Consider the following 17,223-nt stretch of genomic DNA (forward strand, 5'->3'; position numbering starts at 1 on the left):
CCTCTTGATTAAACGGAATGTTATTCCGTAAAAAGGATGTGAAAAGTTATAAACCTGACACTTGTGTCAGGCTTGGTTCGCAAATCTCATGGGATTCAATACCCTGGTGAAGGGCATTTAGAAGACAGAATTACGCAGGTTGAGCAGTCTACCCATCAAAAGCGAGCCTTTGTCGGATCAAAGTCAGGTTTATGTAAAACCTCAGTGGCGGTATTTCTCTGCTTGTGAATTGCTTTATTCTCACATTCTGTGGCCCGGTTACTTATTCTGTTTGGGCTGTAGATTTGAAAGGCTGATTTTTTGCTAAGTGAAAAGTTTGTGACTATTTAAATCTTATATATCAGCTAGGTATGAATGTTATCTATAGAATTACAAATAAAAGTTAATCAAATAACTTTTTATCAATTTACTGTCTGGGCTCAGTTGAGTGTATAACAGGGTGTTAATAAAATTTTTTGATTAAAACCAAAATAAAAATCATTTTCATATAGTGTTTAAAGTAAGACCTTAAATGGTCGCCATCACATACGGTGAATGGATTTTATAAAATATCTATTATAATCATTGTATTGTGATTAATTTTTGGCGTATCTCTACTCTGAGTGTTATGTGATTTACAGTTGTTCGTTAATTGTGCAATGGCCGGTAAATTTATATGTGTTTATTAATAATCAATCTATAATTATAGGGTTTACTTATTTAAAGTACGTGATATAACCATTACTAATAAACGGATTGATGTACTGTAAAATTCATTTTGTGGACAGGGATAGTGAAAGAGCAATCGAATGAAATAACCCAATTTCTGGACTTTTTGGTTGATGCGATTTTAATCGTTGATGAAGATTCAAATGTAGTATTTGCTAACGAATCATGTGCCAAATTATTTGGTTATAAAAAGGAAATCCTGCACACCAGAACACTGACCGATTTGATAAAAATTGGCGTAGTGGATGATCATGGATTTAAAGTACGTAACTTTATCCTTGATCAGCCCCGAGCCAGGCCGATGATGTCACGGGGTGTGATTCCTTGTGTGAAAAGTAACGGTGAGGACTTCAGCGCCAGAATTTCCATCGCTAATCTCAATTTCAACGGCAAGAAGTGTGGAATCGCGACCATTCAGGATTACTCTACCGTTAAAGATCTGATCGATAAACTGCACAGAGACTCGCGTACTGATGCGGTCACTAACCTTTTCAACAAACGCCACCTTGATAACCTTATCGCCCAACCGACTAAGCTGATGCATGAGTCCGGTCTGCTCGGTGTGGCGTACCTGGATCTGAATGGCTTTAAAATCATCAATGACCAGTATGGACATGACGTGGGTGATGCGCTGCTGGTGGAAATATCCCAACGTTTAACCAGTAAAGTGCGCAGTCGTGACATCTGCTTTCGGATTGGCGGCGACGAATTTCTGGTGCTGTTTCGGATAGAAGATGTAGAGCATTATCTGAACGAAGCGGCGGGTTGCGGAGCCAAGTTACACGATTTGATCACCGCACCCATTGAGATAGATGGTGTCGAGCATCTGATTTCAGTCGGTGTCAGTATCGGGGTTGGTGTATTACCGCATGATGGTCATGATTTAACGGCTGTTATCAAGCAAGCTGACGCCGCAATGTATGTCTCTAAAACCCGCCAACTGCCTTTTGTTCTGGCCGGTCAGTTTTCTGAACCCGCCTGCGATGCGACTCAAGCGATGACGGATACCGACAACGCCACCTTGTAAGGTCCAGCGCTGATTTCGCGGATGCTTTTGTCTGTGCTTTCCAGTAAGTCACTGGATTTTTCCAGTCGGCTGAGTTTCAGCTGCACAGAAAACGAGGTGTTTTCACGAGCCAGTTTCTTATTCAGTGTCCAGCGGTGAATTCCCGCTTATTTTTACGTTCAAGAGTGAATTAACGCGTAGTTGCACCACCGTCGACCGGCAGCGCGACACCCAGTACAAAAGATGCGGCATCGCTGCTCAGCCATAGTACGGCAGCAGCCACTTCTTCCCCTTTACCAAGGCGGCTGATTGGCTGAATACCTGAGATAATTTCATCAGTCAGCACACCTTTTTCTTTCATATCAGCTACCATTGGCGTGTCGATAGCTGCAGGACATACCGCGTTGACGCGAATACCACGTGTCGCGTATTCCAGCGCTGCACTCTTGGTCAGGCCGATAACACCGTGTTTTGATGCGTGGTAAGACGCCAGTTTACCCAGACCTACCAGGCCACCGATAGATGAACAGTTGACGATAGAGCCGTGGCCCTGTTCACGCATGTACTTCAGCTCGTGTTTCATGCTGGCCCAGACACCACGCCGGTTGATCGCGTTGACGCGGTCAAAGTCGTCGGCCAGTTCGTCCGCCGCATCAATAGCCGGTACCTGAATACCTGCATTATTGAATGCCATATCCAGGCCGCCGAACTGTTCAACGGTTTGTTTTACCAGAGCTTCAACTTGCTCTTCTTTGGTGACATCACACACAAAACCCGCTGCTTTACCGCCAGCTTGAGTGATCTCAGCAACCGCTGCGTCCAGAGCTTGTGGGTTAACATCGGACAGCATAACGGCAGCGCATGCTTCCGCGTACGCTTTCGCTGTTGAAAAGCCCATGCCTGATGCAGCACCAGTGACCAGAGCAACTTTACCGGAAAAATCATAAGAGACTGACATATTACCTCCTCGGTAATGACGTGATTATCGTTGTAATAAAAAGATGAATGATGCAAGTTTGAGCGCCTCGCCCGGACGTTGAGCTATGGCATCATTGATGTTTACCTTGGTTGCATGACGAGCCGATTCACTTGTCTATGCCAGGTGTAAAGAATTGGATACGCTGGGGTTACTAAACGAACCTATACAGCGCAACGTTGCGGATAAGTATGAGGTGGGCTTCACCGCTTCACCGCTTAACCGAAACTAATGGTGGTTATGTTATCGGTTTTGGCGCCGGGAGTGATGAGTCTAAACTCCGTAATTCTTGCCTGATTGTCTATCGATTGGATTGACAACAAAGCAGAGTCGGGACATTCAAGGCAGAAAGCATCGTTGAGAAATCGTGTTGAGGGGTTTGAGAGATAACAGATTATTTTTAAAATACTTCGTTGCGTAGTGTCTGATTTATCTAAGTTTATTATAATGACTGGTTATGAATTTCTCTCATGAATGTTAGATGAGTTTAGTTGGCTTTTTTGTAAATAATTATGGTTAATATTTGGATGTTAATTACTGTGAGTTTTTGATTTTTGGAGCAATGTGGCAATTTTAGCTTCTGTATGAATATAAGTAGATATTGTTATTTAAATTGGGTGTCCAAAAAATCACGGTTAGAAAATTAAATTTAGTTTTATAAATACTGTGATGTAATTAATGGTTAGTTAGCTAAAGACAGTCAAAATGTTTAATCAAGTCTATAAGTGTCCGATTGGCAGTTTAAATCCAGACTTTTGTAACTGTGGTTCATGTCAATTACAAAAGCAAATGAGTGCAGGGCGCGCTGCACTTGAAAAAATCCAACAAGAAAATTTTGCTAGTGGTGGTTCTATCTCAAGTATCGGAAGTCAACCTGAAATCGATGCTCCAAAAGAGTCCATGAAAGAAAAGCTAGCAAGACAGCGCAAAGAAAGAATTGAGCAGTCAGATAAGGATTGGAATAACAGTCAGCAGGCTCAAGCACAAGAGTTTATGTTGGGCTGGATGTCCAACCCTGAGACGCAATCGAAGTCCTCATTATGGTTAGAATTATTTACACCTGATACCTCAGAAGAACAGCGCAGGCTGATCAAGCAGTGCAACATTCACTTAAATGATCCGGTGAGGGAAGGTGAAATAGTGATTTTGCCTTCAGCGCAGCCAGCAACACCTCGGCACAAGCAACTACTAGCTGATCTTCAGGAAGATGCGAAAGCAGCAAGTATTGAATTCGCGAAACTGACAGATGACTTGGTTGCATTGGCTAATCGTCATTTTGAATTGCTAGATCATTATGCTAATGAAGCATGGAATCGTTTCAAATCAGATGGGTTACCTAGTGATCAGTATGCTTACGCTTCTTTAGGAGTAGGCGTGGCTGCATCTACGGTTGAACAGCATTTGAAAAATATCAATGGCGTCTTGTTAGATATTAACAACTTGTATGCAGAACAAGTTGCTTTGGCTAGCCGAAACGGGTGGTATTAACTACGGTACTTTTGTTGCTCAAAGGGCTAAACTATTTGAAAAATTGGACGGCTCTTTTGCACGGTTATCAAAACGCAGTATACAACTACCTGTTTACCAGCAGATACGACGTAACCTGAAGCTATCAACGAAATCTGTTGTTCATAATGCGGAAAGCATTCTAGAAAAAGGCTTCATTCCCAATCTTGGCAAAAGGATGGCTAATGTAGCAAACGGTGTTTCTGTTGCTAAGGGCGTGGGTTATGTCGGATTGACGTTAGGAGCCGCAAGTGGCGTTAAAAACATGTATGACGCATGTTCGAAAGATATCGATGGAAAGTGTAAAAAAACAGCGACAAGAGAAATAGTTGGATTCAGTACCGGTTTATATGCAGGTAGTGTTGCCGGCGATTTAGCTGTAGGAGGTGTTTTATTGGTATTAGGTGCCGCTAGTGCTCCTGTTATAGCTGTTGCTACTATTGGAGCTTTTGTAGTTGGGGGAGCTATTGGTGGTAGTATCGGGAGTACAGTGGGTAAAGCTTCTGCTGACTTTATGTATGAATATTTTGAAAGTATATTGGAATAACGAGCCATGTTCAGTTTCGTCGTAGTAATTTTGGGTGGATATATCTTGATTTGGTCAATTCCTGGTGCATTGATCGGAGCTGCTTTGGGGCTGGGTGATCCACAGCGTATTGTTAGAATTGACAAGTTACTAGCTAGAGATGTTAATAAACTTCATTCCAATCATCAGTGTATGATGTCATATAGTATTATTTCTCGGTTTTTGCGTTATTGCGTTGCTTACCCATTTATTCGACATAGAGCAAAAAAAAGTAGTATAAAATTTAAGATTTTCATGTGGTTTAATGCTCTTGGTTTTTGGAGTTGGATTGGCGTATTTATTTGTATGTTTCTAGATAAAGGATTAGGGATTATTAATTAAATTTATCAGAAAGCCAATAGTTACTTATGAATATATTTAAAGATGTAGATAATTTTGTTTCTGCTGGTGTTTTGGGTGGGACTTTTAGTACGCTTCAGGAAAATCTTTGTCTGATGTATTATATGAATCCGCTATGGATCTCATAGAGGAAGTCTAGTAGTGGTAGGAGAAATAATACATAATATAAAAGTAGTATTTCTTGGTATATATTCAATTTACATTCTTTTATGGGGTTTGTAGGCCCCGCCTCCTCACGAAATGACTAGTCTTAAAGCTCAAGAGAAACAAAGATTTATCTACTTAACCTGAGTGATTCCGATATAGAGAGGGGAATTGTTCTTGTGACCAGCCCTGTATCAGGATCACTGAGATGGGGCTTGCTCGCCAAATCATATGGGCAGAATTCACTGTGTAAAAAACAGCGTTTAGATGAGGAGTGCCAGGCATACCCATAAACTCCAGATTCGTGATTGGGTACCGCCGCAGCACAGTTTATAAGATTTCAGAATTGATTTATGGCTTGTTAGAACGATATGTCGCTGTATGACGGATGGATTTCTGAATGAAAGTTTGTAAGTATCGACTAATAAAATTAAAAAGGGCATGGATATGGGAATTTTTTGGGTAATTATAATTTTTGGGATTGTGTTTTTGACGATGGGGCGCCTTAAAGAAGAAGACCAAGATAAATTAAAAAAAGTAGCGAGACTCAACTCAACGGCGTCAAAAAGACATTCCCCAGTTACTAGGAACACATTCGATTCAACGAATGCCAACACATCGTCAGTTTCTACGGCAACCGCTGGTTTTTTAGCGGCTAGTACATTGGGCAATTTTGGAATCAACCCTGCCACCGGGTTACCCATGGTAAACAGTCTTTTCGATCAGGGCGGTAATGCTTGGGAAGACCAACCAGCTAGCATCGTGGGTGATTCAATGCTAGGAGTGATGGAGTCTCCATCTACTGAAATATCTATGGTCAATCCTGCCAATGGATTAGTAATGGTCGATACCGTGTTTGATATTGCAGGGAATATTTATGGCTTTGATAACACCATGGGCTCCAATTTGTTTGACGACAGCTTCGGCTCTTCTATGATTGAGGATGGTTTTGGCTCTTCTATATTTGATGACAGTTTCAGCAGCAGTTTGTTTGACGATTAAACAGCATCGACACTATATAGGCTATCAGGTAAACCCCATTGTAACCCTCCCCGAAAAACTGGTCGCTAGTAATTAGAGCTTTTCCGTTTAAGCTGAAACAAACGGAGAAACGCATGATGAATAAATCACGCTACACAGAAACACAAATCGTCAAGATCCTAAAGGAAGTGGAAGCTGGCCGAAAGGTGAATGAAGTTTGCCGTGAGTATGGCATCTCAGATGCGACCTACTACAACTGGAAATCCAAGTATGGAGGTATGGAAGCATCAGACGTTAAACGTCTAAAAGAGCTTGAGGGTGAGAACCGAAGGCTTAAGCAGATGTTTGCAGATCTTAGCCTCGAGCACCGCATCGTCAAAGATATTCTGGAAAAAGCTGTAAAGCCAGCGGTTAAGCGAGAGCTCGTAGATTACGCTCTCAAACAATTCCAGGTCAGTTTAAGAATGGCCTGCCGCGCAGTTGGCATCAGCGACTCAGTCTATCGCTATCGGCCAGCTCCTCATCGAGATGATGAGGTCATTGCCAAGCTACAACAACTCGTAGAGCGATATCCTGCGTACGGATTTGGCAGTTATTTAAAGTACTCAAGCGTTGGGGTGACGGGATGAGACAGATTAAGACAGGAAAGAGAGTTAACCAGTTGAATTTTATTGTTTTTAGATACAAAAAAGGCCACCCGAGGGTGGCCTTTTCCAAACGTTTGGTGGAGCTGGCGGGAGTTGAACCCGCGTCCGAAAATCATTCATCTTTGGTACTACATGCTTAGTCGATCTTTAATTTCGCCATCCACCTGCGAACCGACACGCTAATGAATGACTAACCTGAATTATAATTCGCCGTTCATCTCTCAGGTGGGAAAATCCGGGCTAGCGCGTTTGGGTTTGATCCCTCGTTGGTCCCCGTCTTACGTGCGGAAGCTAGGGCGAGAGAGCTCTCAGCAGGGTATTAAGCTGCTAGTGCGTAGTTTTCGTCGTTTGCGACTATTTTTTTGCGGTTTGTTAACGAGGCCTACCGCACCTCGGCATGCACCTCAGACTGCAAAATTCCCGTCGAATCCTGAATCAGCCCCAAGGTTGTAACTCGCATACTACCAGAAAAGTATTGTGTGTCCAGTGGTATACGATTAACTGGTTACTATTAGCGCAGGTTGTTGCTCTTCATAACGCGCGCTTTTTGGCGTTCCCAGTCTTTGTCTTTCAGGTCATCACGTTTGTCGTGCAGTTTCTTACCTTTCGATACACCGATTTTGAGTTTGACCCAAGAGCGGGACCAGTACAGAGACAGCGCGGTTAACGTCATCCCTTCACGGTTTATACGACCGAACAGGTTGTCGAGTTCACGACGTGATAACAGTAGCTTACGCACGCGGGTCGGGTTAGCGACCACGTGGGTGGATGCTTGCTGCAGCGGTGTGATGGTCATACCGGAGATAAACGCTTCTCCGTCACGCATGTACACATAGCTTTCAGCGATATTGGCTTTACCCTGGCGAAGTGATTTGACTTCCCAGCCTTGCAGCTCCAGGCCAGCTTCGATTTCATCTTCAATGAAATACTCGTGGCGGGCTTTTTTGTTCAGCGCGATAGTGTTGCTACCCGCTTTTGTCTTTGAATTTTTCTTTACCATAGTGGGCGCATTATACGGATTGGTGGAAAGTTAGGGAATGGTTTTCTTTGCGTAGCATAAGGTTAACCGCTGCAGAGCTCAAGAGGTAGCATGCAGTAACTTGAGCTGACCAAGGGATAAAAGTACAATCAGGGCAGGTGCGATATTCCGAACTGAACTCAACTGAGCGGAATATAGGTATAAATAGTTATGTAGGCACGAATTTTTGGTGCAGTTCACGCGAAGGTGAGGAGAAAAGATGAAGCAAGTCAGTCGTTCTGCGTTGGTCTCGTTCAGTGCGGATCAGATGTTTCATTTAGTCAATGATGTGGCGCGTTATCCGGAGTTTCTGCCAGGATGCTCGGGCAGCCGCGTGCTGGAGACAACCTCAGATAAGATGGTGGCGTCGGTCGATGTGTCGAAGGCCGGCATCAGCAAAACCTTTACCACTTCGAATGAGCTGAGTCATGGTCAGTCGATTATCATGAACCTGGTGGATGGCCCGTTCCGTACTCTGCGTGGCGGCTGGTTCTTTACTCCGCTGGATGAGTCGGCCTGTAAGGTTGAACTCAAGCTGGAGTTTGAGTTCTCAAGCAAGATGATTGAGATGGCGTTCGGTAAGGTGTTCAACGAGCTGACCAGCAACATGGTAAACGCGTTTACCGCGCGTGCCAAACAGGTTTATGTGTAACGCCGGGTGATGCAACATACTGGTTTTATGAAGAAACCAGGTTTATATAAAACACTGGGTTTATGTAAAATACCGCATTTCGGTAGAACAACGTTTTAAGCGAAGAGAGTTAACGCGCAATGAGTATTGAATCAGACATGATCCACGTGGAAGTGGTGTATGCTCTGCCGCACGAGCAGCGCGTTCTGACTCTGGTGGTCAACAAGGATATGACGGTTGAAGAGATCATTCAGACCTCGGGTGTTTTGAAAATGTACCCGGATATTGATCTGAGCAAAAACAAGGTGGGTGTGTTCAGCCGCAATGTGAAGCTTAATGCGACCGTACGTGATCGTGACCGGATTGAGATTTATCGCCCGCTGCTGGCCGATCCGAAAGAAATCCGTCGCAAGCGCGCTGAGCAGGCCAAAGCAACCGGTAAAGCCGACCCGGTGACAGGCGGTAAGCCGAGTGCCCAGCGCAAAGCTGAAGAAGCTTGAACAGCAGAGACTTGCTAAGTTTCTGGCTTGGCTGATGCCGAAGTCAAATTACGCATTAATTAAAAAGAGCTCGCCTAGGCGAGCTCTTTTACTATCTGTATCTTTTAATGACTGTCTGTGAGCAAATTATCGCTGCTCAGTGAAAACCGGTTTAGTTCAGGCTTTCAAAGAAGTCATCACTGGTTTTAAAGTCACCGGCGATATCAACCAGGTTGCCATCGTTGTTGAAATTAACGACCAGGTTTTTTTGCTCGGTGTCACCGTGTCCAGGGGTGTGATGGTAAATGTAATACCAGGTATCCGGATAGCCGTTTTCTACCAGCATTGGCGATCCTAATACGTAGCGCACCTGATCTTTCGACATACCAAATTTCAGCTGATCAACCGACTGTTGTTCAACGTAGTTACCCTGGTTGATGTCGATACGATAAACCAGACGTTCCATCACAGAACAGCCAGACAACATGGTCACGGCAAGGGGAAGGGCGACAAGCCACTTGGTTAACTGCATATTCAAATTCTACTGCTGATCAAACTCAAAACTGGGGTGATAATAAACAAGCTCAGGGCAGAAGTAAAAACTTCACACTCTCCCTGAGCTTTTTATGACTGCGAATTTTGAATTAGGTTGCAAAGCGCGAACAAAAATTAGCAAATTTTGTCGATTAAGCCGCGATAAGCAGCTCTTTGGCATTGGCCAGGGTCGATTCTGTGATCTGGCTACCACCGAGCAGACGGGCTAGCTCAGCCACGCGCTGTTCGTTGTCCAGTTTGACCATCTGGGTTTCAGTCGTACCGCCTTTGGTGTGCTTGGCGACAAACAGCTGGTTATGGCCACAGCCTGCCACCTGAGGTAAGTGGGTGACACACATGACTTGGGTGGACTCGCCCAGGGTGCGCAGCATTTTACCCACCACGGCGGCCGTCGGGCCTGAGATACCCACGTCGACTTCATCGAAAATCAGGCTCGGCGTATCGACTTTCTGCGCCGTGATGACCTGAATTGCCAGAGAAATCCGTGACAGCTCACCACCGGAAGCAACTTTGGCGATCGGTTGCAGCGGCTGGCCCGGGTTGGTTGAGACCAGGAAGGTCACGGAATCAAAACCCAGGGGAGACGGGTGGCCGCCCTGATTACACACATCGATTTTGAATTCGGCTTTTTCCATGCTCAGTTCATGCATGCTCTGACTGATGAGCTTATCCAGCTCTTTGGCATAGCGGCTGCGTGATTTGTGCAGTTTCTCAGCCACGTTAACCAATAACTGGTATTTGTTGCCGACTTCTTCTTCCAGCTCAGACATTTTTTCTTCCGAGCAGTCGAGCTGTTCGATTTGCTGCAGCAGATCCTGATGATGCTGGTAGAGCTCTTCCGGCAGCACATGGTGTTTGCGTGACAGTGACATAATGCGTGAGTAGCGCTCTTCGACATACGCCATCCGCTCCGGATCCACATCGATATTATCCAGATAAGCACGCAGTTCACTGTTGGCTTCTTCGAGCTGAATCATGGCTTCACTGATCATATTCGGCAGAGTGGCCAGTTTGGTGTCCATTTCCGCCAGTTCGATCAGGGTATGGCTGACACTTTGCAGCATACCGAGTGCGTTAACGTCTTCACCTTCGTACAGCAGTTCAATCGCTTGCTGGCAGTTGATCGCCAGTTCGCCACTGTTAGCCAGACGTTTGTGCTCCTGCTCCAGTTCGGCGTATTCGTCTTCGCCGATCGCCAGTTCGTTCAGCTCTTTGATTTGGTATTCGAGCAGTTGCAGCTGAGCCAGGTTTCTGCTGGCTGTTCTCTTTGAGTTGCTTCAACTGATTATTAGCCTGACGCCAGTTTTGGTAGGCAAGGCGGGTCTTTTTCATCAGTTCGCCGTGGCCGGCGTATTGATCCAGCATCGCCAGCTGTTGTTCCGGCTTCATCAGTTGCTGGTGGGCATGCTGACCATGGATGTTGATCAGCAGCTGACCGAGAGATTTTAGCTGGGATAGCGGGACCGGACTGCCGTTGATAAAGGCGCGTGAACGGCCGTCTTTGCTGATGGTGCGGCGCAGAATGCAGTCTTTGCCGTCCAGCAGTTCGTTATCTTCCAGCCAGCGGGTGGCGTGAATATTGTTATCGAGGACAAAAGCGGCGCTGACTTCGGTTTTTTCTTCACCTTGTCGCACCATGCTGGCTTCCGCGCGGCCGCCTAAACAGAGGCTAAGCGCATCAATGGCAATCGATTTACCGGCACCGGTTTCACCGGTGATGGTGGTCATTCCCTTTGACAGCTCGAGTTGCAGAGCTTTAACAATCGCAAAATTATTTACACTTAGATGAGCCAGCATTTTGTGCACCTGTATAATTGAACAATACTGTATAAGAAAACAGTATATACTGTTTCTTTATACAGTAAAGTTGTCCAGGTGAAATCTTTTGCGTAACCAGCGAAAAAGTGTGATCCAGATCGAGGAGTGCCTGATTTAGAACAACTTACTCGACCAGCCGAGCTTATTTCGCAATACATGGTAGTAGCTGTAGTCTTGCGGATGAATCAGTTTCAGCACATTAGGGCTTTGATAAATATGGATTTCATCTCCGGGTGATACCGGCAGGGATACCTGGCCGTCACAGCTGATTTCCTGAGTGCCACGATTGTCCGGCGAGACAATCAGTTTGATGCGGCGTTTGCCATCGACTACCAGCGGGCGGCACGACAGGGTGTGCGGGAACATAGGCACCAGGGTGATGGCATTCAGGCTCGGCGACAGAATCGGACCGCCGCCGGAAAGCGAATAGGCGGTGGAACCGGTCGGCGTTGAAATGATCAGGCCATCAGAGCGCTGGGAGAAGGCGAAGTTGTTGTCGATATAGACTTCAAACTCAATCATGTGAGCAATTTTGCCCGGGTGCAGCACGGCTTCGTTCAGTGCCGCGTTCTGGCTTTTGACCTGGCCGTGGCGGTGAATTTCCGCTTCCAACAGAAAGCGCTCTTCTTCCAGATAATTACCGGCCAGCACATCGAGCAAGCGATCCTGAAAATCTTCCGGATTCAGATCCGTCAGAAAGCCGAGGTTACCGCGGTTGACGCCTATAACCGAAATATCGAAGCGGGAAAGGACGCGTGCAGCACCGAGCATGTTGCCGTCACCACCGACAACGATGCCGAGGTCAGCATGCTTGCCCAGTTCAATCAGACTGGCAAAGTGGTCACTGGGGATATCGGTCAGGATGTCACGTAACCGATCATCGATAAACACAGACTTACCTAAAGAAGTTAACCAATGGTAGAGATCTTTATGTGTCTGAATTGCTTGTTGATCCCGGGGTTTACCAATGATGGCGATCACTTCAAACGGGTTTTTCATAAGTTTTCCAACCGAATTAGGCTTGAATCAGAATTCTTCATCCCCATAATAAAGGCAAGTTACGCTTTTATGCGAATTTTTGTGTCAGGAAACGAGGGCTTATTGCGGTTTTCCGGTCAAATATTAGACCAGGTCGCCATTATCAGCGACTTACTGAGGAAAACAGTAATAATCTCATAAGCATTTCAACTCCTTAGCACATAAGTGATAAGAGTTCTGGAGATATCATGAGCAACGAAGAAAACAAGATGAAAGACGAAGAGCTGCAGCAAGACGCGGTACAAACTGAAGCGGAAGCCGTAGGCACTGATGCTGATATCGATTGGAATCAAGGCGCTGACTCTGCAGACGAACTTGATGAGAAAGAAGCGAAGATCGCTCAGCTGGAAGCCGCTTTACTGACCAGTGAAGAGCGTGTTAAAGAGCAGCAGGATGCCGTGCTGCGTGCCCGTGCTGAAGTTGAGAACATGCGTCGCCGCAGCGAGCAGGAAATCGACAAAGCGCGTAAATTCGCTCTGAGTCGTTTTGTTGAAGAGCTGCTGCCGGTTATTGATAACCTGGAGCGTGCGATTCAGTCGGCTGATGGTGAAGTAGAAGCGATTAAACCGATTCTGGAAGGCGTTGAGCTGACTCATAAAACGTTCGTCGATGCGATTGCTAAATTTGGTCTGAAAGAGATCAACCCGGAAGGTGAAGCGTTCAATCCGGAGCTGCACCAGGCGATGTCGATTCAGGAAAGCCCTGACCATGCATCAAACACAGTGATGTTTGTGATGCAAAAAGGTTACGAGCTGAATGGTCGTGTTGTGCGTCCGGCGATGGTAATGGTTGCTAAATAAGCATCATCTGCCATAACGGCTAAAACGATTAACGAAAAAGAGAGACGATTGTCTCTCTTTTTTTATGCCTGAAAGTGCACTAACTCACTGTTGCTTATGGGGTTCTATCATTGAATACTAATTAATAATAGAAATAACACTAAAAACAACGCATTAGAGTTTAATATGGCCTTTATGGATAAAAAGTGGTCATTATTCTAATTTGCTCTATGTAACATTTTTGTAAATAAATACTTTGGATTGTGGGGTTGCTGTGTATGATGCGCGCACGTTTTGCACAATATGTGACATAAACGGCTGTATAACTAGAAATGCTCAACACAACAATCTGGAGTGGAACGATGAATAAATCGCTCTCAACAAAAATATTTTTAGGTTTGTTTGCTGGTCTGGTGCTTGGCACTGGTATTCAGTACCTTTTTTCGGGCGTTGCCCTGTTTGATGTATACCTGCTTGGCGCAGCAGAAGGCGCAGGCGGGATGTTTGTTTCTCTGATCAAATTGCTGGTGGTGCCCCTGGTTTACGTATCGATCGTATGCGGTATTGTTGACCTGAAAGACATCTCGGCTTTTGGACGCCTGGGAACCAAAACCTTCGCGCTCTACCTGATTAACACCATTATTGCGATTGCGGCGGCACTGACCGTTGGCATGATTTTCCAGCCGGGCGCGGATGCGAATCTGGCCGGGACGGTTTCGCAGGCTGTTAAGCTGACCACAACAGAAACGCCGGACATTTTCTCGCTGGTGGTAAACATTGTACCGAGTAACCCGGTACAGGCGTTTGCTAACGGTGACATGCTGCAAATTATTTTTATGGCGATTCTGACCGGTCTGGCAATTCAGGCGCTGGACTCTCGTGGTGGCCCTGCGATCCGCACCTTTAAAATGGCCAATGAAATCATGATGAAGCTGGTTGGCCTGGTGATGAGCCTGGCGCCATACGGTGTATTTGCCCTGATGACTCAACTGGGTGCGACGCTGGATGCGCATACCTTGTTCTCTGTCGCCGGCTATGTAGCCCTGGTGGTGGTGATGCTGGTGTTCTGGATTTTCGTTTTCTATCCGGTGGTCGTCGGCATGACAACCAGCGTTTCACCGAAGCAATTTTTGCGCGCGACCCGTGAGCAGGTGCTGTTTCTCGCTTTCGACCGCCAGCTCCAATGCGACCATCCCGGTTACGATGCGTACCCTGACTGAAAAGCTGCAAGTGTCAAAATCGGTCGCCGGTTTCGGTGTGCCGCTTGGCGCGACCATGAATATGTCCGGTGTGTCTATCTATATTGCGCTTGCGACCATTTTTGTTGCCAACGCGTTTGGCCAGCCAATTAACTCGGCCGATATCTTTACTCTGGGCCTGACGATTCTGCTGCTGTCGATTGGCGCAGGCGGTGTTCCGGGCGGCGGTGTAGTGATGGTTGGCGTATTGCTGCACCAGCTGGGCCTGCCACCAGAAGGTCTGGCAATTATCGCTGCGGTTGACCGGATTAACGATATGTTCTGTACTTCATCTAACGTGGTGGGTGATACGGCGGTTAATACCATCGTTGCCAAAAGTGAAGGTGCGCTGGCTGAAGAAGAAGCGGGCGGTGAACTGGCAACAGAGTCACGTTAAAAAAGCGTGCTACAGAGCGATATAATCTGCTTATATTTCAGAGCGAAGCCAAGCGGCTTCGCTTTTTTATTGCTCAGGAGAGGCGATTTGCCACGCCAGAGTGAGAAAAATTAAAACTTTTTTTAATCTGGCCCTTGAAAAGGCTCTTGGCGCCCTTATCTATGGGGCATACGAGAAACAAACATCAACGTTTTTGTTGGTGAGCAGGGTTGAAACCCGATTCTCCACCCCCACATAAGGGGTATAGCAAAACGAACATAGAATTTATTCGGAGATAGCCTGATGGGTAAAATCATTGGTATTGACTTAGGTACTACTAACTCATGTGTTGCTGTGCTTGATGGCGACAAACCTCGCGTAATTGAAAATGCTGAGGGTGAGCGTACAACACCTTCTATTATTGCGTACACAGATGGTGAAACGCTAGTTGGTCAACCAGCGAAACGTCAAGCTGTAACCAACCCAGAAAACACGCTGTTCGCAATCAAACGTCTGATTGGTCGTCGTTATGAAGACGAAGAAGTGCAACGTGACATCTCTATCATGCCTTACAAAATCGTTAAGGCAGACAACGGTGACGCTTGGGTAGAAGCGAAAGGCCAGAAAATGGCGGCGCCACAGGTTTCAGCTGAAGTTCTGAAGAAAATGAAGAAGACTGCTGAAGATTACCTGGGCGAGAAGGTAACCGGCGCGGTTATCACAGTTCCAGCTTACTTCAACGATGCGCAGCGTCAGGCAACCAAAGATGCCGGTCGTATCGCAGGTCTTGAAGTAAAACGTATCATTAACGAACCGACTGCAGCAGCTCTGGCTTACGGTCTGGACAAACAAGGCGGCGACCGCACTATCGCGGTATACGACCTGGGTGGTGGTACATTCGATATTTCAATCATCGAGATCGATGAAGTTGAAGGCGAGAAAACCTTCGAAGTTCTGGCAACCAATGGTGACACTCACCTGGGTGGTGAAGACTTCGACAACCGCATGATCAACTACCTGGTTGAAGAGTTCAACAAAGAACAAGGCATCAACCTGAAAAACGATCCGCTAGCGATGCAGCGTCTGAAAGAAGCAGCAGAGAAAGCGAAGATCGAACTGTCTTCTGCACAGCAAACAGACGTGAACCTGCCGTACATCACTGCAGACGCGACTGGTCCTAAGCACATGAACGTTAAAGTGACTCGTGCGAAACTGGAATCTCTGGTTGAAGACCTGGTACAACGTTCTCTGGAACCACTGAAAGTGGCACTGGCAGATGCTGACCTGTCTGTTAAAGACATCACTGACGTTATCCTGGTGGGTGGTCAGACTCGTATGCCTATGGTTCAGAAGAAAGTTGCTGACTTCTTCGGTAAAGAAGCTCGTCGTGACGTGAACCCTGATGAAGCGGTAGCGGTTGGTGCTGCAGTTCAAGGTGGCGTACTGGCGGGTGACGTTAAAGACGTACTGCTGCTGGACGTTACTCCACTGTCTCTGGGTATCGAGACTATGGGCGGCGTAATGACTAAGCTGATTGAGAAAAACACCACGATTCCTACTAAAGCGAACCAGGTGTTCTCAACTGCAGAAGACAACCAGAAACGCAGTAACTATCCACGTACTGCAAGGTGAGCGTAAACAGGCGACTTACAACAAGTCTCTGGGTCAGTTCAACCTGGAAGGCATCCAAGCTGCACCACGTGGTATGCCACAGATCGAAGTAACCTTCGACCTGGACGCGGACGGTATCCTGCACGTATCAGCGAAAGATAAGCAAACTGGTAAAGAGCAGAACATCACTATCCAGGCATCTGGTGGTCTGAGCGATGAAGACATCGAGAAAATGGTTCAGGAAGCAGAAGCTAACAAAGAAGCGGACAAAAAGTTCGAAGAGCTGGCAACTGCACGTAACCAGGCTGACCAACTGATCCACGGTACTCGTAAGCAAATCGAAGAAGCGGGTGACGCTCTTCCTGCTGACGAGAAAGAGAAAATCGAAACTGCATTGAACGAGCTGGAAACAGCGAAGCGCGGTGAAGATAAAGCGGAAATCGACGCGAAAGTTCAAGCGCTGATGACGGCTTCTCAGAAACTGATGGAAATCGCTCAGCAGAAAGCTCAGGCACAGCAAGGCGCTGATGCTGGTCAGCAGTCAGCATCGCAAGATGACGACGTGGTTGACGCCGAGTTTGAAGAAGTGAAAGACGACAAGAAATAATTCTTTGTCTGAAGCGGCTTGAATTTGTACAATTCAGGCCCTTCATCTTCGACTCTTCCCACACGGGAAACACGAAGTTTGATGCGGGCGTTGGGGGAAACTCTTACGCCCGTAAATTTGTCGACTTAGTTAAGGAACCTAGGATCCTAGGACCTAGGGCCTAGATTCTTTAACTATGTC

12 protein-coding genes, 1 other RNA gene and 4 pseudogenes are annotated in these 17,223 nt (G+C 46.3%); 11 read left to right on the forward strand and 6 right to left on the reverse strand.

From position 1 onward, the window contains the following. The first annotated feature begins 772 nt into the window (after positions 1-772). Positions 773-1,735 carry a sensor domain-containing diguanylate cyclase gene (locus ABDK09_11175; protein ID XAW90067.1) on the forward strand — a complete coding sequence of 321 codons (963 nt, stop codon included), beginning with the start codon at positions 773-775 and terminating at the stop codon, positions 1,733-1,735. A 169-nt stretch (positions 1,736-1,904) separates the two neighbouring features. On the opposite strand, the gene ABDK09_11180 is transcribed toward ABDK09_11175, so the two are convergent. Continuing rightward, positions 1,905-2,672 carry a glucose 1-dehydrogenase gene (locus tag ABDK09_11180; protein XAW90068.1) on the reverse strand — a complete coding sequence of 256 codons (768 nt, stop codon included), beginning with the start codon at positions 2,670-2,672 and terminating at the stop codon, positions 1,905-1,907. A 723-nt stretch (positions 2,673-3,395) separates the two neighbouring features. Here ABDK09_11180 and ABDK09_11185 point away from each other — a divergent pair. The 5 genes and pseudogenes from ABDK09_11185 to ABDK09_11205 all read left to right on the forward strand — a co-directional run bounded on the left by ABDK09_11185 (position 3,396) and on the right by ABDK09_11205 (position 6,865). Continuing rightward, positions 3,396-4,178, forward strand: coding sequence for a hypothetical protein (locus ABDK09_11185; protein XAW90069.1), 783 nt, complete (start codon positions 3,396-3,398; stop codon positions 4,176-4,178). Further along, the gene (locus ABDK09_11190; protein ID XAW90070.1) at positions 4,135-4,743 is read left to right on the forward strand and encodes a hypothetical protein; all 609 of its coding nucleotides are present in this window, start codon (positions 4,135-4,137) and stop codon (positions 4,741-4,743) included. Before ABDK09_11185 ends, ABDK09_11190 begins: the two co-directional genes overlap by 44 nt. Before the next feature lie 6 nt (positions 4,744-4,749). Further along, positions 4,750-5,103: a hypothetical protein gene (locus ABDK09_11195; protein ID XAW90071.1), complete on the forward strand. Its 354-nt coding sequence runs from the start codon at positions 4,750-4,752 to the stop codon at positions 5,101-5,103. Positions 5,104-5,706: 603 nt separating this feature from the next. Continuing rightward, positions 5,707-6,267 carry a hypothetical protein gene (locus tag ABDK09_11200; GenBank protein ID XAW90072.1) on the forward strand — a complete coding sequence of 187 codons (561 nt, stop codon included), beginning with the start codon at positions 5,707-5,709 and terminating at the stop codon, positions 6,265-6,267. 116 nt (positions 6,268-6,383) lie between these two features. Further along, positions 6,384-6,865: pseudogene (locus ABDK09_11205) on the forward strand (transposase). A 103-nt stretch (positions 6,866-6,968) separates the two neighbouring features. Here ABDK09_11205 and ssrA read toward each other — a convergent pair. Both ssrA and smpB read right to left on the reverse strand, forming a co-directional pair. Continuing rightward, positions 6,969-7,336, reverse strand: a transfer-messenger RNA (tmRNA) gene (gene ssrA, locus ABDK09_11210). Positions 7,337-7,404: 68 nt separating this feature from the next. Continuing rightward, a complete protein-coding gene (smpB, locus tag ABDK09_11215; protein XAW90073.1) occupies positions 7,405-7,893 on the reverse strand; it encodes an SsrA-binding protein SmpB in 489 nt (162 codons plus the stop codon). A gap of 238 nt (positions 7,894-8,131) precedes the next feature. Between smpB and ABDK09_11220 the strand changes: the two genes are divergently transcribed. Together ABDK09_11220 and ABDK09_11225 are read left to right on the forward strand one after the other, a co-directional pair. Next, positions 8,132-8,563 (forward strand): SRPBCC family protein, encoded by a 432-nt coding sequence (locus tag ABDK09_11220; GenBank protein ID XAW90074.1) that lies wholly within the window; start codon positions 8,132-8,134, stop codon positions 8,561-8,563. Positions 8,564-8,682: 119 nt separating this feature from the next. Beyond that, positions 8,683-9,042 carry an RnfH family protein gene (locus ABDK09_11225; protein XAW90075.1) on the forward strand — a complete coding sequence of 120 codons (360 nt, stop codon included), beginning with the start codon at positions 8,683-8,685 and terminating at the stop codon, positions 9,040-9,042. 151 nt (positions 9,043-9,193) lie between these two features. Here the strand turns inward: ABDK09_11225 and bamE are convergent, their stop codons facing one another. From bamE to nadK, 3 genes and pseudogenes are all read right to left on the reverse strand, one after another. Next, positions 9,194-9,553, reverse strand: a complete 360-nt coding sequence (gene bamE, locus ABDK09_11230; GenBank protein ID XAW90076.1) for an outer membrane protein assembly factor BamE — start codon at positions 9,551-9,553, stop codon at positions 9,194-9,196. 154 nt (positions 9,554-9,707) lie between these two features. After that, positions 9,708-11,373, reverse strand: a pseudogene (gene recN, locus ABDK09_11235) (DNA repair protein RecN). 135 nt (positions 11,374-11,508) lie between these two features. Further along, positions 11,509-12,393 carry an NAD(+) kinase gene (nadK, locus tag ABDK09_11240; protein ID XAW90077.1) on the reverse strand — a complete coding sequence of 295 codons (885 nt, stop codon included), beginning with the start codon at positions 12,391-12,393 and terminating at the stop codon, positions 11,509-11,511. Positions 12,394-12,620: 227 nt separating this feature from the next. On the opposite strand from nadK, the gene grpE reads away from it, so the two are divergent. From grpE to dnaK, 3 genes and pseudogenes are all read left to right on the forward strand, one after another. Further along, positions 12,621-13,232 carry a nucleotide exchange factor GrpE gene (grpE, locus tag ABDK09_11245; GenBank protein XAW90078.1) on the forward strand — a complete coding sequence of 204 codons (612 nt, stop codon included), beginning with the start codon at positions 12,621-12,623 and terminating at the stop codon, positions 13,230-13,232. Positions 13,233-13,573: 341 nt separating this feature from the next. Further along, a pseudogene (locus ABDK09_11250) lies at positions 13,574-14,846 on the forward strand (dicarboxylate/amino acid:cation symporter). A 282-nt stretch (positions 14,847-15,128) separates the two neighbouring features. Continuing rightward, positions 15,129-17,043 (forward strand): annotated as a pseudogene (dnaK, locus tag ABDK09_11255) (molecular chaperone DnaK). The last annotated feature ends 180 nt before the right edge of the window (positions 17,044-17,223 follow it).

This window comes from Vibrio sp. CDRSL-10 TSBA, from assembly GCA_039696685.1.
GTDB lineage: Bacteria > Pseudomonadota > Gammaproteobacteria > Enterobacterales > Vibrionaceae > Vibrio.